Origin of the sequence: Erwinia sp. JUb26 (assembly GCF_003751505.1) — a bacterium.
Classification (GTDB): domain Bacteria; phylum Pseudomonadota; class Gammaproteobacteria; order Enterobacterales; family Enterobacteriaceae; genus Erwinia.
Genome location: NZ_RJVB01000008.1, coordinates 1 through 26818 on the forward strand (window position 1 = coordinate 1; position 26818 = coordinate 26818).

The window sequence follows — 26818 nt, forward strand, 5'->3', positions numbered from 1 at the left end:
TGACCCCATGCCGAACTCAGAAGTGAAACGCCGTAGCGCCGATGGTAGTGTGGGGTCTCCCCATGCGAGAGTAGGGAACTGCCAGGCATCAAATAGAGATGAAGCCCTCTGCGAAAGCAGAGGGCTTTTTCTTTTGTCTAAAATTAAGCCATCTGCAATTGATCTTCCGGCAGAAAGCATTGAAGCCACCCTTAAGTCATCGTGATGTTATACGAGCCGAGTGAAAACGGCCCGCTATATGGACTAAAAATATCTAAAAATCAATGGATAACCTGAGACAGGAATGCACGTGTTCGCTCCGACTTAGGATTAGAGAAAAACTCCTGCGGCGGTGCCTGCTCGACAATTTCCCCGCGATCCATAAAGATCACCCGATCCGCGACGGTACGCGCAAAGCCCATCTCATGGGTAACACACAGCATCGTCATCCCATCTTCGGCCAGGCCAATCATCGTATCCAGCACCTCTTTCACCATTTCCGGATCCAGGGCAGACGTCGGCTCATCAAACAACATGATCTTCGGTTTCATGCACAGCGAACGGGCGATCGCTACGCGCTGCTGCTGGCCACCCGACAGCTGGCCGGGAAACTTATGCGCATGTTCAGCAATACGGACGCGTTCCAGATAATGCATGGCCAGTTCTTCCGCCTCTTTCTTCGGCGTTTTCCGAACCCAGATCGGAGCAAGGGTACAGTTCTGCAGCACGCTCAGGTGGGGAAAGAGATTGAAATGCTGGAAAACCATGCCAACTTCAGTGCGTACGCGCTCGATATTACGCAGATCGTCGTTAAGCAGAGTTCCGTCAACCACAATACGACCCTGCTGATGTTCTTCCAGATGGTTGATGCAGCGGATCGTGGTGGATTTACCGGAACCCGAAGGTCCGCACAGGACGATTCGCTCGCGCGGTTTAACCGCCAGATTAATATTTTTTAGCACGTGAAACTGCCCGTACCATTTATTAACGTTTTCGAGCGTAATCATCATCGCATCGTCAGAAGGGGTAATAATTTGAGTCATTTAATTAACCTCAGTGCGGCGTACGCCCGGTGTGAAAGCGCTTTTCCAGATGCTGGCTATAGCGCGACATGCTAAAACAGAAAATCCAGTAGACCAGTGCAGCAAAAACGTATCCCTCGGTCGACATACCCAGCCAGGTGGGATCGACGGTGGCCTGCTGTACGCTGCTAAACAGATCGAATAACCCGATAATGATCACCAGGCTGGTATCTTTGAACAGGGCAATAATGGTATTCACCAGACCCGGGATCACCAGTTTCAAAGCCTGAGGCAGGATAACCAGCCCCTGCGTTTTCCAGTATCCCAGCCCCAGCGATTCCGCGGCTTCGTACTGGCCCTTTGGCAGCGCCTGCAGTCCGCCGCGAACCACTTCCGCGACATAGGCCGACTGAAACAGGATCACCCCAACCAGAGCGCGGATAAGCTTATCAATGGTGCTGCCTTCAGCCATAAATAGCGGCAGCATCACCGAGGACATAAACAGCACGGTTATGAGCGGCACACCCCGCCAAAACTCGATAAACAGGATGCACAGCGTACGCACCACCGGCATGGTCGAGCGGCGGCCCAATGCCAATAGGATCCCGAGCGGAAGTGCTCCGGCGATCCCCACCGATGCGATGATCAGCGTTAGCGTCAATCCTCCCCACTGGCGAGTTTCCACTCGCTCCATGCCGAAATAACCCCCGTACATCAGCAGCCAGACGACTATCGGGTAGACGATTGCCCAGACGGCGATATAGCGGCCTCTGCGTGGAAAACGACTGATGAACATGGGGACGATCGAAACCAGTCCGATAATCAGAGCCAGATTGATGCGCCAGCGTAGTTCATGCGGATACAGGCCATACATAAACTGGCCAAAACGGGCGTGGATGAATATCCAACACGCCCCTTCCTTCGTACAGTCTGCACGGGTGTTGCCGAACCAGTTAGCCTGAAAGACCAGCCAGTTAAGCGCCGGTGGGATAACCGACCACATCACCCACAGGCAAAACAGAGTCAGCAGGGTATTGCCCCAGCTTGAAAACAGATTTTTTCTGGCCCAGGTCACGGCACGCGCAAACGTGTTGGGGGCAGCGGGTGAAGTTTCATGAGTGGCTACAGTCATAATTGTCCGTTCTCTTAGCGCTCAATGAGGGCAATCTTGCGGTTATAAATATTCATGAGCAGCGATATCGACAGGCTGATAATGAGGTAAACCCCCATCGTAATGGCGATTGTTTCTATAGCCTGGCCTGTCTGATTCAGCACCGTTCCGGCAAACAGCGACACCATATCCGGGTAGCCAATCGCCGCGGCCAGAGAAGAGTTCTTCACGATATTGAGGTACTGACTGGTCAACGGCGGAACAATAACCCGCATTGCCTGCGGAATAATGACCTGACGCAGCGTCACCGGATTGGGCAAACCCAGCGAACGGGCCGCTTCATGCTGGCCGTACGGTACCGACTGAATTCCCGAACGAATCACTTCTGCGATAAATGAAGAGGTGTAAATCGACAGCGCCAGCGTTAACGCAGCCAGTTCCGGTATCAGTACGAAGCCACCGCGGAAGTTGAAGCCGCGCAGCTCAGGGACATCCCAGTGCATTGGGCGGCCCGCAAACAGCGATGCTGCAAGCGGGAACAGGATCAGCATGGCGACGGCAGCGGGCCAGGTTCGGCGCAGCTGTCCGGTCTTCAACTGATGCATTTTGTTGTAGCGGAAAAGAGCTATAGTCACCGCCGCCGCCAGCAAAATCGCGATCAGGAACGGCCAGGTTCCCGGCGCATATTCAGGCCAGGGAATGTATAAGCCGCGATTGCTGACAAACGCGAGGTCGAAGGCGCTGAGTGCCTGGCGGGGGCCGGGTAAATTGCGCAATACGGCAAAGTACCAGAAGAAAATCTGTAACAGCGGCGGGATGTTGCGGAACGTCTCAATATAAATATTCGAGATTTTACGCAGCAACCAGTTATCAGACAGTCGTGCCAGCCCAATAAAGAAGCCGAGAAATGAGGCGAAGACAATACACAGAGCGGAAACCAGCAGCGTATTGGTCAGGCCGACCAGAAACACACGGGCGTAGGTATCGCCTTCACTGTAATCAATCAGATGCTGGACGATACCGAAGCCCGCGCTGCGTTCCAGGAAGCCGAAACCGGAGGTAATACCGCGATTTGCCAGGTTAATGATGGTGTTGTGGATCAGATAGCCAGCAACGAAAAGTACCGCGGCGATCGCAGCGATCTGATAAAGCCATGCGCGAACCGCAGGATTGCTGAATGAAAAATCCCTTTTTACGGTTGGGCGTTGAGACATGTTGAAACCTCAGTAACGGAAATTCTGATGTGGGCACCGCTGGAGCGGTGCCCGGTATTCGGAGGAATTAACGTACTGGCGGTGCGTACTGAATGCCGCCATTGTTCCACAGCGCATTCTGACCACGGGCAATTTTCAGCTGGCTGTCTTTACCGACGTTGCGGTCAAAGACTTCCTGATAGTTACCAACCTGCTTAACAATATTGTAAGCCCACTTGTTATCGAGCTTCAGATCTTTACCGAAATCACCTTCTGCACCCAGGAGGTGGGCCATATCTGGCGTGGTTGGCTTCGCGGCCATCTGATCGACGTTTTTAGAGGTGACACCCATCTCTTCAGCATTCAGCATGGCAAACAGCGACCACTTCACAATCGTGAACCAGTCATCATCACCGCGACGGACCACCGGGCCCAGAGGCTCTTTGGAGATCACTTCTGGAAGAACGATAAATTCATCAGGTTTGCCCAGTTTGATGCGCAGGGCATACAGCTGAGACTGGTCAGAGGCCAGCGTATCGCAGCGGCCGGTATCCAGCGCCTTTGCGGATTCGTCAGAGCGGTCGAAGGTGACCGGGGTGTACTGCATTTTGTTCGCTTTGAAATAATCCGCCACGTTCAGCTCGGTATCGGTACCGGCCTGAATACAAACCGTCGCGCCATCCAGTTCTTTTGCACTCTTCAGGCCCGCTTTCTGGTGGGTCAGGAAGCCGATACCGTCGTAATAGTTGACCCCGGCGAAAATAAAGCCCATGCCACCGTCACGCGCGGAGGTCCAGGTGGTATTACGGGACAGAATATCCACCTCGCCCGACTGAAGTGCGGTAAAACGTTCTTTGGCGGTCAGCGGGGTGTACTTCACCTTGCCTGCATCACCAAATACCGCAGCGGCCGCAGCACGACAAACATCCACATCAATACCGGTGAACTTGCCGCTGGCATCCGCATAGGAGAAGCCCGGCAGGCCATCACTGATACCACATTGAATGAAGCCTTTCTTTTTAATGGCATCCAGGGTGGTGCCCGCGTGGGCCTGATTGGCAACGGCAAACAGTGTTGCAGCCGCAATCAAAGTGGAGAGCATCATTTTTTTCATAAAGCATCCTGTGTGGCGGGATCATATTGTTATGTTTTAACGCACGCTGTGGTGCGCTTGCCTGTCTGGCTATTCACAGCTTTGCAAAGGTAATGCCAGGTTTGCATTGCTCTGAATTCCTTGGAAAGCTTTACTAATAATTAGAAGTGATTTGAAAGTTTAATTAATATCGCGCACCCGAGCGGGGCAAAAATAGATGGCGTGGTCACAGTTGGTGCAAATAGTTTCACTATATGGAAGTAGTGTGAAGGAGGTATCAATTCTGTAAGGTTTTGGTAAGCAGAATGATAAAAGCCAGCGTGGATACGCTGGCTTTCAAATTTCAGAGGCAATATCAGTAGAGCGAGGCGGCCCCTGCCGGGCGCGTTTTAAAGCGTCGATGCAGCCACATATACTGGTCTGGCGCGCGCATGATTTCGTGCTCAATCACCCGGTTCATATAGGCTGCGGCCTGCTGTTCATCATCGATCGGATAATCTTTCAGCTCCGGCTGGATCACCAGTTCATAGCCGCTGCCATCTTCTTTGCGGATAAGCACGACGGTCACCATCGCCGGTTTTGCCATACGGGCCAGCATCCATGTGCCGCTGGTGGTGGCTGCCTGGGGGACGGCGAACAGCGGAGCGAACACGCTGCCTTTCGGGCCGTAATCCTGGTCTGGAGCAAACCACACGGCTTCACCCTGTTTAAGCGCCTGAACCATGCCACGTAAATCCCGGCGGTTAATCATCGCTTTGTTAGAGCGCATGCGCCCCTTGGTCTGTACCCATTCCATCAGCTTGTTATTGTGCGGACGATACATCGCCATCATCGGCTGGCAAAGACCCATTGCGCGGCCGCCCAGCTCAAGCGACATAAAGTGAACGCCGATCACTAAGGCACCGCGGCCATCGCTCTGCGCTGCCTGAAGATTATGCAGGCCATTGACCCTGAACCAGCGCTTAACGCGACGGTCAGACCAGAACCAAGCCATTCCAGTTTCTATCAGCCCCATCCCAAGGGATTCAAAGTTTCCGACGATACGACGTTCCAGCTGCTCCCGATCCATATCCGGGAAACAGAGTTCCAGATTGCGGCGGGCAATCGAAACGCGGCGCTTCATAAAGCGCATTGAGGTGCGGCCCATCCAAATGCCGAGTCGGTGTAATAACGGATAGGGCAGCTGTACCAGCAAAAACAGTACGCTGACGCCGAACCAGGTAAGCCAGTAACGCGGGCGCAGATAGCCCCTCTGGAACTTAGGTGAATGCTTCATAATTACTCGTATAGCGTTAAGGGATGGTGAATCTGTATTGCATTAAAGAAACGGATAGCTGCGGTACAGTAACTCAGACACCCAATCAGGACGATGGTTTAACCGGGTTCCGCTACCGGCAAAAACTTTACATTCGTGGGGCATTACGCACTGCAGTCAGAAAGGTGAGGGCGGCGGGCCTGCGAAGGCATTTCCATTGGCGCTGAGTGTACACAGGTTACAGGCCATACAGGAAGAGGGTAAGCCGAATAATCTGAGAAGAATTTTGAAATTCAAAATGATGAAAACCGAATCATTGAATTTCCGATAAAGCCTGGCCGCTCAATTCTTCCTGCGCCTTAAACCACTTTGGCCGCTAACAGGGTCTGCAGGTTGAGTTTTAACTCTCTACATCAGGAAGGACGTGGGGTGGTTGCATTAAAAAAGGCGCTTCCCATGCCGAGGAGCGCCTTTTATCAAACACATAACTGATTAGTATCAGTTCATGCCGTATTTTTTCAGTTTCTTACGCAGTGTTCCGCGGTTGATACCCATCATCAGGGCTGCACGGGTCTGGTTGCCACGGGTGTATTGCATCACCATGTCCAACAGAGGCTGTTCTACTTCAGCCAGTACCAGCTCATACAGGTCACTCACATCCTGACCATTCAGTTGAGCAAAATAGTTCTTCAGTGCCTGCTTGACCGAATCACGCAGTGGCTTTTGGGTCACCTGATCCTGTGAGTTCACGGTAGATACGGTCAGTACGTCAGAATTTACGCGTTGTTCGAACATAGTTCTGTCAGCTCTTTATTTCTAATTACGCAAGATTTTCGAAGTATGCCTCCAACGCCTCCAGCTGTTCGCTGGCATCCTCAATGGCGTTGAATGTGCGCCGAAACTGGTCGTTTGGGGCATGCTCCTGGAGATACCAGGAGACGTGCTTCCGGGCAATACGGTATCCTTTGCGGTGACCATAAAAGTCGTGCAGTTCCCGTAAGTGCTCGATAAGCAAGCGCTTTACTTCAGCTAGTGGCATCGGCGCCAGCAGCTCCCCAGTGTCCAGATAATGCTGGATTTCCCGGAAGATCCACGGTCTTCCCTGAGCCGCGCGTCCTATCATCAGGGCATCAGCCCCCGTATAGTCAAGCACAGCTCTGGCTTTATGCGGGTCAGTAATGTCTCCATTCGCGATAATCGGAATGGATACGTTCTGCTTAACTGTCCGAATGCTGTCGTACTCAGCTTCGCCGTTGAACAAACAAGCGCGTGTGCGTCCATGAATTGTCAGGGCCTGAATACCACAGCGTTCAGCCAATTGGGCAATCTCTACGCAGTTGCGGTTGTCGCCGTCCCAGCCGGTGCGAATCTTTAACGTTACCGGTACGTCAACTGCATTAACCACCGCCGAGAGGATAGACTTCACCAACTCAGGGTGCTGCAGCAGTGCCGAACCTGCCATTTTCCGATTCACTTTTTTGGCTGGACATCCCATGTTGATGTCAATCACCTGCGCACCTGATGCAGCATTGATGCGCGCGGCCTGTGCCATCTCTTCCGGGTCACAACCTGCAATTTGCACGGTACGAATACCTGGCTCATCACTGTGTACCATACGCAACCGTGATTTATCGCTGGCCCAGACTTCAGGGTTAGACGACATCATCTCGGATACGGTCATTCCAGCGCCCATTGAATAGCAAAGGGTCCTGAACGGCCTGTCTGTGATCCCGGCCATCGGGGCTGCAATCAATCGATTACGAAGCTGGTGATTTCCTATGCGCATGAAAAAAAATTGACCATAGTGTGTCCGCAAGGCGGCGTATATTACGCATTTTTTCAGGAAGATGAAAGGCCAAACTTTGAACAATCCACCACTGATGGCCCGTTAAGGGCATTGTTGTGCCTGTCTATTTTCTTTTAGTTCATATAAAACAATAAATTAAAAAAATATGCTGAAATTGTATACAAAGATTTTTCTTTTTTTGTGACCAATATAACAACATTTTTCACGTCAGATTGACTGTTATTTGGCACATGTGACGTAAGGAAAGCGCTGACGCAGTTCTAATGACCTGCGCCAGCGAAATTTTAGTGGCGGACACCGGTGATGCGGCACCACTCTTCTTTCTCGGCAACCGGGTCGAGTGCGAAGGTCTCCGCGTAGGCTTCACAGACGCTTTCGGCCTGGCTCGCCAACACGCCTGAAAGACCCAAATGACCGCCGTCTTTTGGCAACACGCTAATCAGCGGTGCCAGTTCACGCAGCGGGCCCGCCAGGATATTGGCGACCACCACATCGGCGATCAGGTTGTCCGGCTGCTGGTGGGGAAGATAGAGCGACAGGCGGTCAGAAACGCCGTTACGCTCAGCGTTATCACGGCTTGCCTGAATGGCCTGCGGATCGATATCAATGCCAATCGCCTGTGCTGCACCGAGTTTCAGCGCCGCAATGGCCAGAATGCCGGAGCCGCAGCCAAAATCGATCACCGTTTTACCTACCAGATCCAGACCGTCGAGCCATGCAAGGCACAGCGCGGTGGTCGGGTGGGTGCCGGTACCAAAGGCAAGGCCCGGATCGAGCATCACGTTAACCGCTTCAGGGTCCGGCACATCACGCCAGCTTGGGCAGATCCACAGACGCTGACCAAAACGCATTGGGTGGAAGTTATCCATCCACTCGCGTTCCCAGTCCTTATCTTCGATCTGCTCGATCTTATGGTGGAAGCCCGATCCCAGCAGCGGATGCTGTTCCAGTCCGGCGATCACGTCCGGCATCTCGGTTTCGGCATCAAACAGGCCGATCACGTCGGTGTCGCCCCACAGGCGAGTTTCGCCCGGCAGCGGTTCGAAAACCGGATTATCGTGCGTATCCTGGAAGGTCACCGATACCGCACCGTTTTCAATCAGGGCGTCACCCAGCTCTTCAGCCTGAGCGCCGGTCGTATTAATCTTCATCTGTATCCAGGGCATAGCAATTCTCTTATTCAAACAGGGTGGAGGGCTTCTGCGGTTCAACGGCAGCGTGGCCAAAACGGTTACCGGCAATAAATGCCAGCAGACTGAGCAGCAGCGCGGGCACAATCGGGTGGAAACCCATCGGCTCAATGTGCAGGCTGGCCAGCAGTGTGTAACAGACAGCGCCGGTAATCATGCTGCTCAGTGCGCCGGCGGCATTCGCCTTTTCCCAGTACAGCCCCAGCACCAGCGGCCAGAGGAACACGGCTTCAAGGCCACCGAACGCCAGCAGATTCAGCCAGATAATCATATCTGGTGGATTCCACGCCGCCAGCAGCAGCAGCAGACCCAGCACCAGCGTCACCAGGCTGGAAAAGCGTTTAAGCAGGCGTTCGTTCGCCATTTGCTCAGGCCGTACGCGCAGGTAAAGATCTTTCACGATCGTTGCCGATGATTGTAGCAGCTGGGCATTGATCGTTGACATGATCGCGGCCATCGGGGCGGCCAGGAAGATCCCCGCAGCCAGCGGCGGCAGTACCTTGATCATCAGCGTCGGGATCACCTGGTCGGGGATCGCCAGATCCGGCAGCACGGCGCGGCCCAGCGCACCGGCCAGATGCATACCCAGCATCAGCACGGCGACCACGATAGTACCGAGGACGATCGCCATATGCACCGCTTTGCTGTCTTTATAAGAGATGCAGCGCACGGCGGTATGCGGCAGGCCGATAACGCCGAAGCAGACCAGCACCGAGAACGAGGCGAGGAACGTCGGCGTCAGAATGTTATCCACGCCGGAAGGCGTAATCAGCCGGGGATCGATCGCTTCCAGTTTGGCCACGGCGCTGTGCATTCCGCCTGCTGCGTGGATTACCGCGTACAGCAGCAGAAACGTTCCCAGCAGCATCACCAGGCCCTGCATCGCATCGTTAAGCACGCTGGCACGGAAGCCGCCAAAGGCGGTATACAGCGCAATGCTGCCGCCGAAAATCAGCAGCCCGGTATCGTAAGGGATACCCGCTGCCGTCTCCAGCAGGCGCGCGCCGCCGATAAACTGCACCGTCATCGCGCCAATAAAAGCCACCAGCAGGCTGAGGCTCGCCAGCCACACCAGCAGCGGGCTGCGGTAGCGGGCATACAGCATATCGTTGAGCGTAACGGCGTTGTAACGACGGGCAAGAATAGCGAATTTTTTCCCCAGTACGCCCAGCGCCAGCCAGACGGCGGGAACCTGTACCAGCGACAGCAGCACCCAGCCGAGGCCGTACTTATAGGCGGCACCGGGGCCACCGATAAACGAACTGGCGCTGATGTAAGTCGTGGTCAGCGTCATCGCCAGCACAAAGCCGCCCATTGAACGGCTACCGAGGAAATACTCGGTGAGGAAGCTTCCTTCTCGGCGCTTGCGCATAGCAAACACCGACAGACCGGCGACCAGCAGCAAATAGCCAATCAGCGGTAAAACGATCTCAAGCTTCACTATCATCCTCCAGGGGAATATCGCGGAAAACCACGCGAACCATCAGCCAGCAGAGAAATATAAACAGGGCCGGCACCAGCAGGCAGGAGAGTTCAAACCAGTGTGGTAAACCCGTGATACCCGGCCTGTCGTCCCATAGCCAGGCAGTCAGCACCCAGCAGGCAAGATAAGCCACCGCCAGCCAGAACGACCAGCGCGCTTCTTTATTCGCCTGTAGAAAACGCGTATCCATCCGTATCTCCTCAGAGTGACGGCAAAGGTTTTTTTATGCAGGGATAGCAACGTAGGCCCATGACCCGGCAATACCTTAGAAGTGACTTACGGGGAAGGAGAATGGGCCTGACGATGCAGGCCCACGAGCAGGCAGGATTACTTCTCTTGCAGGCCGAGTTTCTTCTCCAGATAGTGGATGTTGGTTCCACCCTGCTGGAAGTTCTCGTCCGACATGATTTTCATCTGCAGTTCGATATTGGTTTTGATACCGTCGATAATCAGCTCAGCCAGCGCATTTTTCATGCGTGAGATAGCCACATCGCGGGTTTCACCGTAGGTGATGAGCTTGCCAATCATCGAATCATAGTACGGCGGCACGCTGTAACCGGCGTAGATATGCGATTCCCAACGCACGCCAAAACCACCTGGCGCATGGAAGCGGGTGATCTTGCCCGGGCTCGGCAGGAAGGTGTTCGAATCTTCGGCATTGATACGGCATTCCACCGCATGGCCGCGAACGATCACTTCTTCCTGTTTGATTGACAGCGGCTGACCGGCAGCGATACGCAGCTGCTCTTTGATCAGATCCACGCCGGTGATCATTTCAGTCACCGGATGCTCAACCTGAATACGGGTGTTCATTTCAATGAAGTAGAACTCACCGTTTTCAAACAGGAACTCGAAAGTCCCCGCACCGCGGTAGCCGATATCCACACAGGCTTTAGAACAGCGCTCGCCGATAAAGCGACGCAGCTCTTCAGTGATGCCCGGTGCTGGCGCTTCTTCCACCACTTTCTGGTGGCGACGCTGCATGGAACAGTCTCGCTCGGCCAGATAGATAGCGTTGCCCTGACCATCGGCCATCACCTGAATTTCGATATGGCGTGGATTTTCCAGGTACTTCTCCATGTACACCATGTCGTTGTTGAAAGCCGCTTTGGCTTCCGCTTTCGTCATGGTAATGGATTGTTCCAGGTCTTTGTCGCTGCGCACAACGCGCATACCGCGACCGCCCCCGCCGCCGGAGGCTTTGATAATCACCGGGTAACCAATGCGTTTTGCAAAGGCGCGGTTTTTATCCATGTCCTCGGTCAGTGGACCGTCAGAACCGGGAACGGTAGGCACACCGGCTTTTTTCATCGCGGTGATGGCGGACACTTTATCGCCCATCAGGCGGATGGTATCCGCTTTTGGTCCGATAAAGATAAAGCCGGAACGCTCAACCTGCTCAGCAAAATCAGCGTTCTCGGACAGGAATCCGTAGCCAGGGTGGATAGCCACCGCACCGGTGATTTCCGCCGCAGAAATCAGCGCCGGAATATTCAGATAGCTTTTTACCGACTGAGCCGGACCGATGCAGACGGTTTCGTCCGCCAGCAGCACGTGCTTCAGGTCGCGATCCGCAGTGGAGTGTACGGCAACGGTTTTGATGCCCAGCTCTTTACAGGCACGCAGAATACGCAGCGCAATCTCACCACGGTTAGCAATTACAATTTTATCAAGCATGGTTCGCCTCGTTATTCGATGACTACCAGCGGCTCGTCAAATTCAACTGGCTGACCGCTTTCGACCAGGATCGCTTTCACTACGCCGGACTTATCGGCTTCGATCTGGTTCATCATTTTCATCGCTTCAACGATGCACAGAGTGTCGCCGGCGTTAACTTTCTGGCCAATTTCAATGAAGGCTTTGGCATCCGGGCTAGGGGTACGATAGAAGGTACCTACCATTGGAGAGCGTACGATGTGGCCGCTGATTTCAGCTGCCGCTGGTGCTTCCATAGCCGGTGCAGTGGCTGGAGCCACGGCTGCGGCCAGAGCGGGCTGTGGCTGCATCATTGGGGCAGCGTAGGCCTGCTGCATCATTGGATAGCCAACGTTAGCCGGGGAACGGCTGATACGAACTGACTCTTCGCCTTCAGAGATTTCCAGTTCAGCGATACCTGATTCTTCAACCAGTTCGATCAGTTTTTTAATCTTACGAATATCCATAAGTGTGGTTCCGTACTCTGTTTAATTAGATGGTGACAGGCGTTTTACCGCTGTCTGTAAAGCCCAGGAATAACCGTCGACGCCAAGTCCACAGATCACGCCGGCAGAAATATCAGATAGATATGAATGATGGCGAAAAGGCTCGCGGGCATGCACATTTGACAGATGAACTTCGATAAACGGGATGCTGACTGCCAACAGCGCGTCACGCAGCGCTACGCTGGTATGAGTGAATGCCGCCGGATTGATGACGATATAATCGACATTGCCTTTTGCCTCATGTATGCGATCAATCAACGCATGTTCCGCATTGGACTGGAGATGGCTCAGGGTAACATTCAGCGCTGCGGCCTGTGCCGTCAGATCGCTGACAATCTCGCCCAGCGTCGTGTGGCCATACTTTTCCGGCTCACGCGTACCCAGCAGATTCAGGTTGGGACCGTTCAAAAGGAGTACATGAAACTTATCCGTCATCTTGCTGCTATCTCCTGCGATAATTGAGGCATCGCACAAAATACATCGCCAAAGCCGGTTTGTCACCTCATTCAGATGAAATTTGATGCTGGCTGGCGAACGAAGTCGGGCATTATAACGATATCAACGCAATTAGCAGCTAAATACTGGTCTTATCAGCGAAGATGATCCACCGCACCTGTGAAAAAGACGCCGAAGATTTATCCCATTGTGACAGAGAGCTCACTCTCTGCGGGGGCTGCACCCGTCACCATGGCCACCACTTGCGGAAGGTTTTAAAGCGAAATGCCAGCAGGATCGCGGCAAGTAGCGCATATATCCACGGCTGTGGTGAAAGCACTTTCACCGACCAAAGATAGTGAATGGGTGCCAGAATTGCCACCAGATAGACGGTGTAATGCAGCGTTTGCCAGCGTTTTCCCAACCGGCGCTGGGCTTTCTGGAAAGAGGTGGCGGCCAGCAGCAGCAGGATAACCCAGCTGATCAATCCGAACGTCAGGTACGGACGGTAAATCAGCTCCGAACCCAGCAGACTAATATTGTCGATGCCGAGTTCGAGCAGCGAATAGCTGACCAGGTGAAGGGTAGCCCAGGCAAAACACCACAGACCCAGCAGACGTCGTACGCGGATCAGCAAAGGTTGTTTACCGTAGCGGGCGAGCGGCGTGACGGCCAGACTGGCCAGCAGAAACTTCAGCGCCATTCTACCGGTGAAATGCTGGATATCCTTCGCCGGATCGGCGCTGAACCAGCCCTGATCGATAGAGAGCAGCAGCCAGAGGAACGGCAGGAAACCGGCAAGATGCAGCAGAACCTTCAGGGCGGTAATGTGTTTGGCATTCAGGCGCATCAATTAAAAGTTTTCCCGTAAATCAAGACCACGATAGAGCGAGGCTACCTGTTCGGCGTAGCCGTTATACAGCAGCGTCGGCTGGCGTTTCACGTCAAGGATCCCGCCGGAGCCAATGACGCGCTCACTGGCCTGTGACCAGCGCGGATGATCGACATGTGGATTCACGTTGGCAAAGAAACCGTATTCATTCGGCGCCAGCTGATTCCAGGTCGTCGGCGGCATATCTTTCACCAGGCTGATTTTGACTATCGATTTAATCCCTTTAAAACCGTACTTCCACGGCACGGTCAGGCGAATCGGTGCACCGTTTTGCGGCGGCAGCGCTTTGCCATAAACGCCGGTGGTGAGCAGGGTCAGCGGATGCATGGCTTCATCAAGCCGCAGTCCTTCGACATAGGGATAATCCAGCCCGCCGCCGATAAAGCGATCCTGCTGACCTGGCATCTGGTCCGGGGCATAGACCGTCTGGAAGGCGACATAGCGAGCATTGCTGGTGGGCTCGGCGGCCTGCAGCAATTTACCCAGCTCAAAGCCGACCCACGGGACCACCATGGACCAGGCCTCAACGCAGCGCATGCGATAGATGCGCTGCTCCAGCGGGAAGCGCTTGAAGAGATCGTCCATATCTAATGTCAGTGGTTTCGCCACTTCACCGTCGATGGTGATTTTCCAGTCCGTGGTTTTCAGCGTGCCGGCATTTGCGGCGGGATCGGCCTTATCCAGCCCGAACTCATAGAAGTTATTGTACCCGGTGACCTTATCTTCCGGCGTTAGCGGCAGATCGGCCTGATACTGCGCGGGTTGAGTGAATTCCAGCGCTTTACCCGACATCGCTTTAGGGCGATCGTTGCCTTTAAACCATGAAAGCACATCAGCCCGCGCCGCGCCGGGCAGGGTAAACGCAGCCGCGCCGATCCCGAGGGTTTTTAACAGCGTGCGGCGGCGGGTATTAAACACGCTTTCCGGCGTGACGTCGTTTTCAGACAGGTTATTCACGTGTTTCATAGGATTTCTCGACAAAGACTGTGGATATTAGATTAGAGCATGGCCTGGGGAAGAAGTTTCAGCGAGGGTTTAGGGAAAATGAAGCATTTGCGGATAAAACAGCCCCGGCGAGTAAACCGGGGCGAGGGGATCAGCGAACCCGCACCAGCGTCCGGCCGGTAATCTGATTATTTAACAGTTTTTCCGCGGCTTCCGGTGCCTGCGCCAGCGCGATTTCACGGGTGGCCTGCTGATAGAACGAAGCTGGGAGCGCCTTGACCAGGCGTTTCCAGGCGGCAATGCGGCGTGCGGTCGGTGCCATGACGGAATCAACCCCCTGCAGGCGAACGTTGCGCAGAATAAACGGCATTACGCTGGTTGGCAGATCGAAGCCACCGGCCAGGCCACAGGCGGCAACGACACCGCCCCACGTGGTTTGCGCCAGCACGCTGGCCAGCACCTGGCCACCGGCGGCATCGATCGCTCCGGCCCAGCGCTGTTTCTCCAACGGGCGAGAAGCTTCGCTGAATTCGCTGCGCGGCAGAATGTGTTCCGCTCCCAGCTGGCGTAAATAGTCATGTGTAGAATCGCGTCCGCTTACGGCAGTCACCCGATAACCCAGTGCGTGCAGTAGCGCAATGGCCGTACTGCCCACGCCGCCGCTGGCTGCGGTAACCAGTACGTCGCCGCTTTCCGGAGTCACGCCACCGTCTTCCAGCGCCATCACGCACAGCATGGCGGTCAGTCCTGCGGTGCCAATAATCATCGCCTGGCGTGCATCGATGCCTTCAGGTAACGCAACCAGCCAGTCCGCTTTGACCCGCGCCTGTTCCGCCAGCCCGCCCCAGTGATTTTCGCCAACGCCCCAGCCGGTGAGCACCACAGACTGGCCGCAGTGAAAGCGCGGATCGCTGCTGGTGTGTACTTTCCCGGCAAAATCAATACCGGGCACCATCGGGAACTGGCGGATAATCTTGCCCTTACCGGTGATAGCCAGCGCATCCTTATAGTTGATACCTGACCAGTCAATATCAACGGTAACTTCACCGGGAGGAAGGCGGCTGCTGTCGACCTGCTGAATTGAGGCCAAAGTCTTACCGTCTGCCTGTTCGAGAACCAGTGCCTGCATGTGAATCTCCTGAATCGGTTGTTCAATGAAAAAAATACCTGGGACGACTATACTCGCAGAAACCTCTGATTATCTGATACCAGACAAGCAAAGGTCATCCGGGTTATGCTATTTTTCCATCCTGTGTTACCCAGGCGAGGGTGCCTGCTATCCACCTGCCATTAATTTATGAACGTGTACTACCGTTAATGGCGTATCTGTCACCGCAGTTGAATGGGCACAAGGATGCGATTAACCACCAAATTTTCTGCGATCGTCACGCTACTCTGCGCATTAGGGATGTTGCTAATGCTGGTGGGCTGCGTACTCAGCTTCTTCTATATGAGCAACCAGCGAGCAGAATTCCGGGTTGAGCGTATGGCTGAAGATGTCGATATTGCCTTACTAAGCCAGTCTCCGCAGCAGATCTCCCCCTGGCTCCATCAGGTCATGAACCCCTTACAGATTGAGCGCATCGAACTGAACGACGGCAGCAACACACTGCTGGAGGTCACCCGGCATCAGCAGTCGCTGCTGGATGATGAGCCAAACCGCTTTCGCCAGACCGATATTCATCTCCGCCAGCATCCTGATTTAACCCTGCGCATTATGTGGCTCGATCCAACCAAAACCTGGTTCAGCTCGATGATCGGTGCTTCCACGCTGCTGGCTATCCTGGCCGTTGTCGCGATCATGACATTTTTACTGGCGCAGTCCCACCGCTGGCTCTATCGGCAACTGAGGGGCCTGGAAAAGCTGGAAATACGCGCCGAAGCGATCATCAAAGGGGAGCGTGCCAGCGTCAGGCCGGGATCGGTGCATGAATGGCCGCCGAAAGCGAGCAGCGCAATCGACCTGCTGCTGGCGGATTTGAAAGAGGCGGGGGAGCAGCATTACCGGGTCGATACGCTGATCCGCACCTTTGCCGCGCAGGATCCGAGAACCGGACTGAATAATCGTCTGTTCTTTGACAATCAATTGACCACGTTACTGGAAGATCCCGAGGCCGTCGGCACCCACGGCATGGTGATGATGGTCCGCCTGCCGGATTTTGACACGCTGCGTGAGCGCTGGGGACATACTGACGTTCAGGACTATCTGTTCGCACTGGTTAACCTGCTGTCGACCTTTGTTTTACGCTATCCGGGCGCGCTGCTGGCGCGTTATTTCCGCAGTGATTTTGCCGTGCTGCTGCCGCACCGCAGCATTAAAGATGCCGATGGCATTGCTTCGCAGCTGATCAAGGCCGTCGATACGCTTCCTCCGACGCGCATGCTGGATCGCGAAGACATGATCCATATCGGAATCAGCGGCTGGCGCAGCGGGCAGACCACACAGCAGGTTATGGAAAATGCGGAGCTGGCCACGCGGCAGGCGACGTTGCAGGGCGGGAACAGCTGGTCGGTTGGTGAAGGCGCGCTCCAGGACCTGGGGCGTGGCAGCGTGAAATGGCGTACGTTGCTGGAGAATACCGTGAACCGCGGTGGGCCTCGTCTGTATCAGAAACCGGCGGTCACCAGCGAAGGTCAGGTTCATCATCGGGAGATGATGCCGCGCATCTTTGATGGCGAAAAAGAGCTGCTGGCCGCGGAATATTTGCCACTGGCGCTGCAGCTTGGGCTGGCTGAGCGCTATGACCGCCAGATGGTGACGCGGATCCTCACGCTGGTCGAACTGTGGCCAGAAGAGACGCTGGCCATTCCCCTGACGCTGGACTCTCTGCTGCAGCGAAGTTTCCTCAACTGGCTGCGCGATAGTTTGCTGCAATGCACTAAATCACAAAGAAAACGTATTTTATTTGAACTTGCAGAAGCGGATGTGTGTCAACACTTCAACCGGTTGGATCCGGTGTTTCGTTTGATCTATGGTTTTGGCTGCCGCGTGGCCATCAACCAGGCTGGGTTAACCGTGGTTAGCACCGCTTATATACGGCAGTTTCAGGTGGAGCTGATCAAGCTACATCCGGGGCTGGTGCGCAATATTGAGCGGCGTACGGAAAATCAGCTGTTTGTGCAGAGCCTGATTGAGAGCTGCAAGCACACATCAACCCGGGTTTTTGCCGCCGGAGTACGTTTCAAAGAGGAGTGGCAAACCCTGGTTGAGCTGGGCGTTACCGGTGGTCAGGGGGACTTTTTTGCGTCCTCTCAGCCGGTCAACAGCAACGTGAAAAAATATTCGCAAAGATATCGAGTTTAGCCTGCCGTTAGCCGGGTTTTCACGTAGAATAGCCGCGCGGTGTGGTTCGAAGCGGCTTCCTTGCCAGCCGAAGCGAAACTAAAATGTTAAATATTATGTATGTTATGTCCGCTTTATTCGTCTATACCCCATGGCAGGATGCCGCGTTATCAGCATTTTTTGCAGAGAATGCTGCTGAAGGTTGTGACACCGGCGCGAGATAGCATGATTTTTCACCGAAGTAGACTGTTTTTGCGCCTTGTCGCTGCTTCGTGTGGTTGGTAAAGTAAGCGGATTTTATTTTCCGCCCCCAGCTTGCAGGATTATCCTTTAGTATGTTTAAAAAATTCCGTGGCATGTTTTCTAACGACTTGTCCATCGACCTGGGTACCGCCAATACCCTGATCTACGTGAAAGGACAGGGCATTGTTCTTAATGAGCCTTCCGTCGTTGCTATTCGTCAGGATCGTGCCGGTTCTCCTAAGAGCGTGGCGGCAGTAGGTCATGACGCAAAACAAATGCTGGGTCGTACGCCCGGCAATATCGCGGCTATTCGTCCAATGAAAGACGGCGTTATCGCTGACTTCTTCGTGACCGAAAAGATGCTGCAACACTTTATCAAACAGGTACATAGCAACAGCTTCATGCGCCCAAGCCCGCGCGTGCTGGTGTGTGTGCCGGTTGGTGCAACGCAGGTTGAGCGCCGCGCTATCCGTGAATCTGCCCAGGGGGCAGGTGCGCGCGAAGTGTTCCTGATTGAGGAACCAATGGCGGCGGCAATCGGTGCTGGTCTGCCGGTCTCTGAAGCGACCGGTTCGATGGTTGTGGATATCGGTGGCGGTACAACAGAAGTGGCCGTTATTTCCCTCAACGGCGTGGTTTACTCCTCTTCCGTACGTATTGGTGGTGACCGCTTCGATGAAGCCATTATTAATTATGTGCGTCGTAACTACGGCTCGCTGATCGGTGAAGCGACCGCAGAACGCATCAAGCATGGCATCGGCTCGGCGTACCCGGGTGATGAAGTGCACGAAATGGAAGTGCGCGGTCGTAACCTGGCTGAAGGAGTTCCACGTGGTTTCACGCTGAACTCAAACGAGATCCTGGAAGCGCTGCAGGAACCGTTGACCGGTATCGTGAGCGCCGTAATGGTCGCACTGGAACAGTGCCCGCCTGAGCTGGCATCTGACATCTCCGAACGTGGCATGGTACTGACCGGTGGTGGTGCGCTGCTGCGTAACCTGGACCGCCTGCTTATGGAAGAGACCGGGATCCCGGTCGTCGTTGCAGAAGATCCGCTGACCTGCGTAGCGCGCGGCGGTGGTAAAGCGTTGGAAATGATTGACATGCACGGCGGCGATTTGTTCAGCGAAGAATAATTTGCCTGAAGGGAGTGACGGGACGCTGCCCGCACTCCTTTTTCATGTTGTCGAGGAAAACGCCGATTTTATGAAGCCGATGTTCAGCAGGGGGCCTTCCCTGCAGTTACGCTTATTTTTAGCGGTTATAGTGGCAATAGGCGTTATTGTTGCCGATAGTCGTATGGGGGCTTTCACCCAAATACGCACCTATATGGATACCGCCGTTAGTCCATTCTACTTTCTGGCCAATGGGCCGCGTCAAATTCTGGACGATGTTTCTGAAACATTGGCCTCTCGCCAGCAGGTCGAGCTGGAAAATAAAGCCTTACGTCGTGAACTGATCCTGAAGAACAGCGAACTGCTGATGCTGGGCCAGTTCAAACAGGAAAATGCCCGTCTGCGCGAGCTGCTGGGTTCTCCGCTGCGTCAGGACGAACACAAAATGGTCACCCAGGTGATCTCCACCGGCAGCGATCCGTACACCGACCAGGTCGTCATTGATAAAGGCAGCGTAAACGGGGTTTACGAAGGGCAGCCGGTTATCAGCGATAAGGGCGTGGTAGGACAGGTTGTTGCCGTCGGTAAAATCACCAGCCGCGTGCTGCTGATCTGTGATGCCTCACACGCACTGCCAATTCAGGTACTACGTAACGACATCCGGGTGATCGCGGCGGGCAACGGCTGCACGGAAGATTTGCAGCTGGAGCATCTGCCGGGCAATATCGATATCCGTGTCGGCGACGTGCTGGTGACGTCGGGTCTCGGTGGGCGCTTCCCTGAAGGCTATCCCGTCGGCGTAGTGTCGTCGGTGAAAGTCGATACGCAGCGTGCCTACACGGTTATTCAGGCTCGCCCGACCGCCGGACTGCAGCGCCTGCGCTATCTCCTGCTACTTTGGGGTGCCGATCGAAACGGCAGCATGCCAATGGCGCCGGATGAAGTTCACCGCGTGGCCAACGAACGCCTAATGCAAATGATGCCTCAGGTGCTGCCGCCGGTAAGCGAGATGGGGCCACCTGCACCGCCTGCCGCGAGTGAAAGCGGTAGCGCCGCGCCCGGCACGGCTGCCGTGACGGAACCCGCGCCAGCTCAGGCGACGCCGGTTCGCCGCCAGTCACCGGTGCGTGGAGGTCAGCCTTGAGTAGCTATCGCAGTCATGGCCGCTGGGTTATCTGGCTCTCATTTCTCGTCGCGCTGGTGCTGCAAATCATGCCCTGGCCGGAACAGATTTTTATGTTCCGGCCATCCTGGCTGCTGCTGATCTTAATTTACTGGGTGCTGGCGCTGCCGCATCGGGTAAATGTCGGTACGGGATTCGTGATGGGATCTATAATGGACCTCATCTCTGGCTCAACGCTGGGCGTACGTGCGCTGGCATTGAGCATTATCGCGTATCTGGTGGCGTTTAAATTCCAGCTGTTCCGCAATCTGGCGCTGTGGCAGCAGGCACTGATGGTGATGGTGCTGTCGCTGGCGATGGATGTGATCGTCTTCTGGGCCGAATTCCTGGTGATCAACGTTTCGTTCAGGCCAGAAATTTTCTGGAGCAGCGTCATCGACGGCATCCTCTGGCCCTGGTTGTTCTTACTGATGAGAAAAATTCGCCGCCAGTTTGCCGTACAATAAAGGACAATTATGGTATCCCTGTATCTGGCTTCTGGTTCTCCCCGTCGTCGTGAGCTACTGACTCAGCTTGGTTTGTCATTTGAACGCATCTCTACCGAGGTAGAAGAACAGCGTCGCGACGGCGAACAGGCCGAACACTACGTCCGTCGGCTGGCGCTGGAAAAAGCGCAGGCCGGCGTGGCCGTTGCCCGCCAGGATCTGCCCGTGCTTGGGGCCGATACCATTGTCGTCTTACATAATGAAGTGCTGGAAAAACCAGCCGATGCAGATGCCGCAGCCGCGATGCTGGCGAAGCTCTCCGGTCAGACCCATCAGGTGATGACCGCCGTAGCGTTTGCCGACAGGCAGCGGTCGCTTGATTGCCTCGTTGTCACCGATGTGACGTTTCGCTCACTGACACCAGATGATATCAGGAACTATATCGCCAGCGGCGAACCAATGGATAAAGCCGGTGCGTATGGGATTCAGGGACTGGGTGGAAACTTTGTCAGAAAAATTAACGGAAGCTATTACGCTGTAGTGGGATTGCCGCTGGTTGAAACAGCCGAGCTGTTCAGCAGCTTTCTGGCGCTGCGTGAAGTGAGAGGACAAGATGACAGCTGAACTGCTGGTTAATATTACGCCGTCGGAAACCCGCGTTGCCTATATCGACGGCGGCATTTTGCAGGAAATTCATATCGAGCGCGAGGCACGCCGCGGCATCGTCGGGAATATTTATAAAGGTCGCGTCAGCCGGGTACTGCCTGGGATGCAGGCGGCGTTTGTTGATATCGGCCTGGAGAAAGCCGCCTTTCTGCACGCTTCCGACATCATGCCGCACACCGAATGCGTGGCGGGCGATGAGCAGAAAAACTTCTCGGTGCGGGATATTTCCGAGCTGGTTCGTCAGGGGCAGGATCTGATGGTACAGGTGGTGAAAGATCCGCTGGGCACCAAAGGCGCGCGTCTGACCACCGATATCACTTTGCCCTCGCGCTATTTGGTGTTTATGCCGGGTGCTTCCCACGTGGGCGTTTCACAGCGTATTGACAGTGAAGCCGAGCGCGACCGCCTGAAAGCGGTGGTTTCCGGCTATTGCGATGAGCTGGGCGGTTACATTATTCGCACCGCTGCGGAAGGCGTGGGTGAAGAAGAACTGGCGTCCGATGCCGCGTTCCTGAAGCGCCTGTGGACCAAGGTCATTGAGCGTAAGAAGCGCAACCAAACCCGCTACCGTCTGTACGGTGAGGTCGCGCTTTCGCAACGCATTCTGCGTGATTTTGCCGGCGCGGCGCTGGATCGCATTCGTATCGACTCGCGCCAGACCTTCGAACACCTGGTGGAGTTCACCGGCGAATACATCCCGGAAATGACCGCTAAGCTGGAGCTGTACACCGGCAAGCAGCCGATTTTTGACCTGTTTGATGTCGAAAACGAAATCCAGCGCTCTTTAGACCGTAAGGTTGAATTGAAATCCGGCGGTTATCTGATCATCGATCAGACCGAAGCGATGACCACCATCGACATTAATACCGGTGCGTTTGTCGGCCATCGTAATCTTGAAGAGACTATCTTCAATACGAATATTGAGGCCACACAGGCCATTGCACGGCAGCTGCGGCTTCGTAATCTCGGCGGCATTATTATTATCGACTTCATCGATATGAGTAATGAAGATCACCGCCGCCGGGTGCTGCACTCTCTGGAGCAGGCGCTGAGCAAAGATCGGGTGAAGACCGGGATTAACGGTTTCTCACAGCTGGGCCTGGTGGAAATGACGCGTAAGCGCACTCGTGAAAGCATTGAGCACGTACTGTGCCAGGACTGTCCGGTATGTAAAGGGCGCGGCACGCTGAAAACGGTGGAAACCGTGTGTTACGAAATTATGCGTGAAATCGTTCGCGTACATCATGCTTACGACTCCGACCGCTTCCTCGTCTACGCTTCTCCGGCGGTCGGTGAGGCGCTGAAGAGCGATGAATCCCACGCGCTGGCAGAAGTTGAAATCTTTGTCGGCAAGCAGGTTAAAGTCCAGATTGAGCCGCTCTATACGCAGGAACAGTTTGACGTAGTGATGATGTAGAGTAAAAACTGTTACCCCCGGAACGAGACAAGGAGAGGCATGTGAGGCAACTGCCGAGGATTTTGTTACTGACTGGCGCAACGTTAGTTGTGGTGATTGCGCTGCTGGTCAGTGGCTTACGCCTGGTGATGCCGCATATGAACACCTGGCGCGAGCCGATTCTGGAGCGTGTCTCGGCCGCAGCGGGCGGGAAAGTGACGGCCAGCTCGCTGGCTGGCAACTGGGAGTCTTTCGGCCCGCGCCTGGAAGTCAAAGACATTCAGGCGGCGCTGTCTGACGGTGGCAGCGTTAGCATTCAGCGCGTCACGCTGGCGCTGGATGTCTGGCAGTCTCTGCTGCATCTGCGCTGGCAGTTTCGCGATCTGACCTTCTGGCAGCTTAATCTGGTGACCAACACGCCGCTCACCGGCGGCGGCGGTCAAACCAATCTGCAGGCTGATAATCTCAACAATCTGTTTCTGCGGCAGTTCGATCACTTCGATCTGCGCGACAGTGAAATCAGTTTCGTTACCCCTTCAGGCCAGCGCGCCAAACTGGCGATCCCCCAGCTCACCTGGCTTAACGAAAGCAACCGCCACCGGGCCGAGGGGCTGGTCAGCCTCTCCAGCTTTACCGGCCAGCACGGCGTCGTGCAGGTTCGCCTCGATCTGAGCGACAGCAACGGTTATCTGGATACCGGCCGCGTGTGGATGCAGGCCGACGATGTGGATGTGAAGCCGTGGCTGGGGCAGTGGATGCGCGACAATACCAGCCTTGAAAGTGCGAAATTCAGCCTTGCCGCATGGATGGAAGTGAAAAACGGTGAAATCTGGGGCGGCGATGTCTGGCTGAAGCGCGGCGGTGCGAAGTGGGAAGGTTATGATAGGCCGCATCACCTGAGCGTGGATAATCTGACCGCGCATATCAGCCGCTTCAACCGGGGCTGGCTGCTTAACATCCCGCAAACGCGCTTTATCACCGACGATAATCCGTGGCCGAAGGGCCAGCTGTCCATGCTCTGGCTGCCGCAAAGCAGCGAGCTGCCGGGGCCGGATAAGCAGGCGGAAATGCGCGTGCGCGCCACGCATCTGGACCTGGGTTCGCTCGACCCGCTGGTTCCGCTGTTTGCCAAACTGTCGCCGGAACTGCTGGAAAACTGGCGTGCGCTGCAGCCGCGCGGCGAGATACAGTCGCTGGCCGCCGATGTCCCGCTAAACCAGCCCGAGCTGACACGTTTTCAGGCCCGCTGGCAAAACCTCAGCTGGCAGCAGTGGAAGCTGCTGCCGGGTATCGAGCATCTTAACGGCTCGCTTTCCGGCAGTGCGGCGGACGGGCAACTGGCGTTTGCTATTCAGCAGGCGACCGTGCCCTACGGCGATATGTTCCGCGCTCCGCTGGAGATCGGCCGGGCTTCCGGTGCGCTGAACTGGCAGCATAATGCCGACGGGCTGACGTTGTCCGGCGAGCAGCTTGACGTGCAGGCCCGATCGCTGTGGTCCCGCGGTGATTTCCATTATCAGCAGCAGAAAGGACAGGCCCCACGGCTGGACATCCTGGCCGGCATTAAGCTGACGGATGCCGCTGATGCCTGGCGCTACTTCCCCGAGCCGCTAATGGGCACGTCACTGACTCACTATCTCAGCGGTGCGCTGAAAGGGGGACAGGTGGATAACGCGACGCTGATCTTTGCCGGCGACCCACACAAATTCCCGTTCAAGCACAACGAGGGCATGTTTGAAGTGGCGGTGCCGCTGCGGAAAGCTACCTACGAATTCGAACCCGGCTGGCCGCTGCTGGAAAACCTGGCGATCGATCTCGACTTCGTGAACAACGGTCTGTGGATGAAGGCCGAAGAGACTAAGTTGGGTGAGGTGCAGGGGCGCAACATCTCGGCGGTGATCCCTGATTATCTGGAAGAGAAGCTGCTAATCGACGGTGAAATCAGCGGCGGTGGCGAGCAGGTTCGCGACTATTTCAACGATTCGCCACTGAAGTCATCGCTGGGGGCGGCGCTGGATGAACTACAGGTCGGCGGAAATGTGAGTGGTAACTTACATATTGATATCCCGCTGGATGGCAAGCAGGTCCACGCTACGGGTGACGTTAACTTTAAAAACAATTCTCTGCATATTAAACCGCTGGAAACCACCTTCGAGCAGCTCTCCGGACGGCTCACCTATGATAACGGCAATTTGAAAAGCGACCTGATGCACGCCCGCTGGTTCGGTCAGCCGCTGGCGGTCAGTTTTACTACTCAGGAAGGCGAGAAAGACTATCAGATTGGCGTGGATCTGCAGGCCGACTGGCAGCCTGGTGAGTTAACCGTGATTCCATCAGCGGCACGATCGCAGCTGGCGGGAAATCTGCCGTGGCAGGGTAAAGTTCACATCGAACTACCGCACGGCGGTGGTGCCAACTATCAGGTTGATATCGACAGCGACCTGAAAAATGTAAGCAGTCACTTACCTGCACCGCTGGATCTCAGTAAGCCCGCTAATACGCCGGTTAAACTGACGGCTAAAGGTAATCTTAACAGCTTCGATCTCAGCGGTTCGGTCGGCAGCAGCCATCGTTTTAACAGCCGCTGGCTGCTGGGCAAACAGCTGCGCATCGATCGCGGCATCTGGGAGAACGAGGCCAAACGCACGCCGCCGCTGCCTGATGCTCAGGGCATGGTGCTGAATCTGCCGCCGCTGGACGGTAGCGCGTGGATGGGGCTTCTGGCCGGTGCCGGCTCGGAGAGCGGGAAAGCAGGAAGCAGCACCTTGCCGGGAGATATCCGCCTTCATACGCCCGCCCTGACGCTGGCGGGTCAGCGATGGCAGGATCTCAACCTCACGGTGAGCCAGGATGTTTCTGGCGATACAACGGTCGCCGCGAAAGGTAAAGAGGTGGATGGCTCGTTGATGATGAAGCGCTCCGGTCCCTGGATCGCGCAGCTCAAGTATCTCTATTACAACCCGCAGTGGCAGACCTCGGGCGGCGGAGCACCGCTGCCTGGCGATGCATCGAGCATCGACTTCAGCCGCTGGCCTGCGCTGAATCTTAACTGCGCCGAGTGCTGGTTGCGCGGGCAAAAATTTGGCCGCATGCAGGCATCGCTGACTCCGGCAGGCGATACGCTGAAGCTGGATAATGGGCTGATCGACAGCGGTAATGCGCGCCTGACGGTTAACGGTGAATGGGTAAACCGCCCGGACACCCAGCGCACCTCATTGAAAGGCGTACTGAGCGGCAAAAAAATCAACGAGGCGACCAACTGGTTTGGCATCAGCAGCCCGCTGCGCGATGCGCCGTTCAACTTCGACTACGATCTGCACTGGCGTTCTGCACCGTGGCAGCCTTCGGAAGAAACGCTGAGCGGCGTGCTGAAGTCGCACCTCGGCGCGGGGCAGATCACCGACGTCTCCACCGGGCGTGCCGGTCAGCTGCTGCGCCTGGTCAGCTTCGATGCGCTGATCCGCAAGCTGCGCTTCGATTTCAGCGACACCTTTGGCCAGGGCTTCTGGTTTGATTCGATCAACGGCACCGCGTGGATAGAAAATGGCGTGATGCACACGGATAACCTGCTGGTGGATGGCCTGGAAGCGGACATCGCCATGAAGGGCAAAATGGATCTGGTAAAACGCCAGATTGATATGGAAGCGGTGGTGGCGCCGGAAATATCGACAACGGTCGGCGTGGGCGTCGCGTTTGTGGTGAACCCGGTGGTCGGTGCGGCCGTATTTGCCGCCAGCAAGGTGCTGGGGCCACTGTGGAATAAAATTTCCGTACTGCGTTATCACATTAGTGGGCCGATTGATAAGCCTGAAATCAATGAGGTCCTGCGCAAGCCGCGAGAAAACGACGATAAGTGAATTTGACGTGGCCAGGTAATTGCCTCACGCTGTAAGTATAGCGA

At 55.3% G+C, this 26818-nt stretch carries 23 protein-coding genes and 1 rRNA gene; 8 read left to right on the forward strand and 16 right to left on the reverse strand.

The annotated features are described in order from the left end of the window. A 5S ribosomal RNA gene (gene rrf / locus EC836_RS18920) occupies nucleotides 1-87 on the forward strand; the annotation flags it as partial. A gap of 173 nt (nucleotides 88-260) precedes the next feature. Here rrf and EC836_RS18925 read toward each other — a convergent pair. The 16 genes from EC836_RS18925 to EC836_RS19000 form a co-directional block, all read right to left on the reverse strand. Further along, nucleotides 261-1022: an amino acid ABC transporter ATP-binding protein gene (locus EC836_RS18925; protein ID WP_105592870.1), complete on the reverse strand. Its 762-nt coding sequence runs from the start codon at nucleotides 1020-1022 to the stop codon at nucleotides 261-263. A gap of 10 nt (nucleotides 1023-1032) precedes the next feature. Continuing rightward, nucleotides 1033-2133, reverse strand: a complete 1101-nt coding sequence (locus EC836_RS18930; RefSeq protein WP_123336001.1) for an amino acid ABC transporter permease — start codon at nucleotides 2131-2133, stop codon at nucleotides 1033-1035. A 14-nt stretch (nucleotides 2134-2147) separates the two neighbouring features. Beyond that, on the reverse strand, nucleotides 2148-3326 hold the full coding sequence (locus EC836_RS18935; RefSeq protein WP_123336002.1) for an amino acid ABC transporter permease: 1179 nt from the start codon (nucleotides 3324-3326) through the stop codon (nucleotides 2148-2150). Nucleotides 3327-3393: 67 nt separating this feature from the next. Continuing rightward, nucleotides 3394-4419, reverse strand: a complete 1026-nt coding sequence (locus EC836_RS18940) for an amino acid ABC transporter substrate-binding protein (protein ID WP_123336004.1) — start codon at nucleotides 4417-4419, stop codon at nucleotides 3394-3396. A gap of 334 nt (nucleotides 4420-4753) precedes the next feature. Further along, nucleotides 4754-5674, reverse strand: a complete 921-nt coding sequence (gene lpxP / locus EC836_RS18945; protein WP_123336006.1) for a kdo(2)-lipid IV(A) palmitoleoyltransferase — start codon at nucleotides 5672-5674, stop codon at nucleotides 4754-4756. Between the two features lie 477 nt (nucleotides 5675-6151). Next, nucleotides 6152-6448, reverse strand: a complete 297-nt coding sequence (gene fis / locus EC836_RS18950; RefSeq protein WP_003855228.1) for a DNA-binding transcriptional regulator Fis — start codon at nucleotides 6446-6448, stop codon at nucleotides 6152-6154. Nucleotides 6449-6473: 25 nt separating this feature from the next. Continuing rightward, nucleotides 6474-7439: a tRNA dihydrouridine synthase DusB gene (gene dusB, locus EC836_RS18955; RefSeq protein ID WP_123336008.1), complete on the reverse strand. Its 966-nt coding sequence runs from the start codon at nucleotides 7437-7439 to the stop codon at nucleotides 6474-6476. 305 nt (nucleotides 7440-7744) lie between these two features. After that, on the reverse strand, nucleotides 7745-8626 hold the full coding sequence (gene prmA, locus EC836_RS18960) for a 50S ribosomal protein L11 methyltransferase (protein WP_123336010.1): 882 nt from the start codon (nucleotides 8624-8626) through the stop codon (nucleotides 7745-7747). A 10-nt stretch (nucleotides 8627-8636) separates the two neighbouring features. Next, on the reverse strand, nucleotides 8637-10091 hold the full coding sequence (gene panF, locus EC836_RS18965) for a sodium/pantothenate symporter (protein WP_123336012.1): 1455 nt from the start codon (nucleotides 10089-10091) through the stop codon (nucleotides 8637-8639). Then, on the reverse strand, nucleotides 10081-10323 hold the full coding sequence (locus EC836_RS18970; RefSeq protein ID WP_123336014.1) for a YhdT family protein: 243 nt from the start codon (nucleotides 10321-10323) through the stop codon (nucleotides 10081-10083). The genes panF and EC836_RS18970 overlap by 11 nt, the downstream gene beginning before the upstream one ends. Before the next feature lie 137 nt (nucleotides 10324-10460). Then, on the reverse strand, nucleotides 10461-11810 hold the full coding sequence (gene accC / locus EC836_RS18975) for an acetyl-CoA carboxylase biotin carboxylase subunit (RefSeq protein WP_123336016.1): 1350 nt from the start codon (nucleotides 11808-11810) through the stop codon (nucleotides 10461-10463). A gap of 11 nt (nucleotides 11811-11821) precedes the next feature. Continuing rightward, nucleotides 11822-12295 carry an acetyl-CoA carboxylase biotin carboxyl carrier protein gene (gene accB / locus EC836_RS18980; RefSeq protein WP_123336018.1) on the reverse strand — a complete coding sequence of 158 codons (474 nt, stop codon included), beginning with the start codon at nucleotides 12293-12295 and terminating at the stop codon, nucleotides 11822-11824. A 21-nt stretch (nucleotides 12296-12316) separates the two neighbouring features. Further along, entirely contained in the window at nucleotides 12317-12769 is a 453-nt protein-coding gene (aroQ, locus tag EC836_RS18985) for a type II 3-dehydroquinate dehydratase (RefSeq protein ID WP_105592881.1), read from the reverse strand. 247 nt (nucleotides 12770-13016) lie between these two features. Further along, entirely contained in the window at nucleotides 13017-13619 is a 603-nt protein-coding gene (gene msrQ, locus EC836_RS18990) for a protein-methionine-sulfoxide reductase heme-binding subunit MsrQ (RefSeq protein WP_123336021.1), read from the reverse strand. Nucleotides 13620-13622: 3 nt separating this feature from the next. Continuing rightward, entirely contained in the window at nucleotides 13623-14627 is a 1005-nt protein-coding gene (gene msrP / locus EC836_RS18995) for a protein-methionine-sulfoxide reductase catalytic subunit MsrP (RefSeq protein ID WP_123336023.1), read from the reverse strand. Nucleotides 14628-14757: 130 nt separating this feature from the next. Continuing rightward, the gene (locus EC836_RS19000; protein ID WP_123336025.1) at nucleotides 14758-15735 is read right to left on the reverse strand and encodes an MDR family oxidoreductase; all 978 of its coding nucleotides are present in this window, start codon (nucleotides 15733-15735) and stop codon (nucleotides 14758-14760) included. A 225-nt stretch (nucleotides 15736-15960) separates the two neighbouring features. Here EC836_RS19000 and csrD point away from each other — a divergent pair, with 225 nt between their 5' ends. From csrD to yhdP, 7 genes are all read left to right on the forward strand, one after another. After that, nucleotides 15961-17910 carry an RNase E specificity factor CsrD gene (gene csrD, locus EC836_RS19005; protein WP_123336027.1) on the forward strand — a complete coding sequence of 650 codons (1950 nt, stop codon included), beginning with the start codon at nucleotides 15961-15963 and terminating at the stop codon, nucleotides 17908-17910. A 314-nt stretch (nucleotides 17911-18224) separates the two neighbouring features. Then, on the forward strand, nucleotides 18225-19268 hold the full coding sequence (gene mreB, locus EC836_RS19010) for a rod shape-determining protein MreB (protein ID WP_105592886.1): 1044 nt from the start codon (nucleotides 18225-18227) through the stop codon (nucleotides 19266-19268). A 70-nt stretch (nucleotides 19269-19338) separates the two neighbouring features. Further along, nucleotides 19339-20391 (forward strand): rod shape-determining protein MreC, encoded by a 1053-nt coding sequence (gene mreC / locus EC836_RS19015; protein ID WP_123336029.1) that lies wholly within the window; start codon nucleotides 19339-19341, stop codon nucleotides 20389-20391. Further along, nucleotides 20388-20876 (forward strand): rod shape-determining protein MreD, encoded by a 489-nt coding sequence (mreD, locus tag EC836_RS19020; RefSeq protein ID WP_123336030.1) that lies wholly within the window; start codon nucleotides 20388-20390, stop codon nucleotides 20874-20876. Before mreC ends, mreD begins: the two co-directional genes overlap by 4 nt. Nucleotides 20877-20885: 9 nt before the next feature. Continuing rightward, nucleotides 20886-21479, forward strand: a complete 594-nt coding sequence (locus tag EC836_RS19025) for a nucleoside triphosphate pyrophosphatase (protein WP_123336032.1) — start codon at nucleotides 20886-20888, stop codon at nucleotides 21477-21479. Continuing rightward, on the forward strand, nucleotides 21469-22938 hold the full coding sequence (gene rng / locus EC836_RS19030; RefSeq protein ID WP_123336034.1) for a ribonuclease G: 1470 nt from the start codon (nucleotides 21469-21471) through the stop codon (nucleotides 22936-22938). The genes EC836_RS19025 and rng overlap by 11 nt, the downstream gene beginning before the upstream one ends. A gap of 41 nt (nucleotides 22939-22979) precedes the next feature. Beyond that, complete coding sequence (yhdP, locus tag EC836_RS19035; RefSeq protein ID WP_123336036.1) at nucleotides 22980-26774, forward strand: AsmA2 domain-containing protein YhdP; 3795 nt, start codon at nucleotides 22980-22982, stop codon at nucleotides 26772-26774. Nucleotides 26775-26818 lie beyond the last annotated feature (44 nt).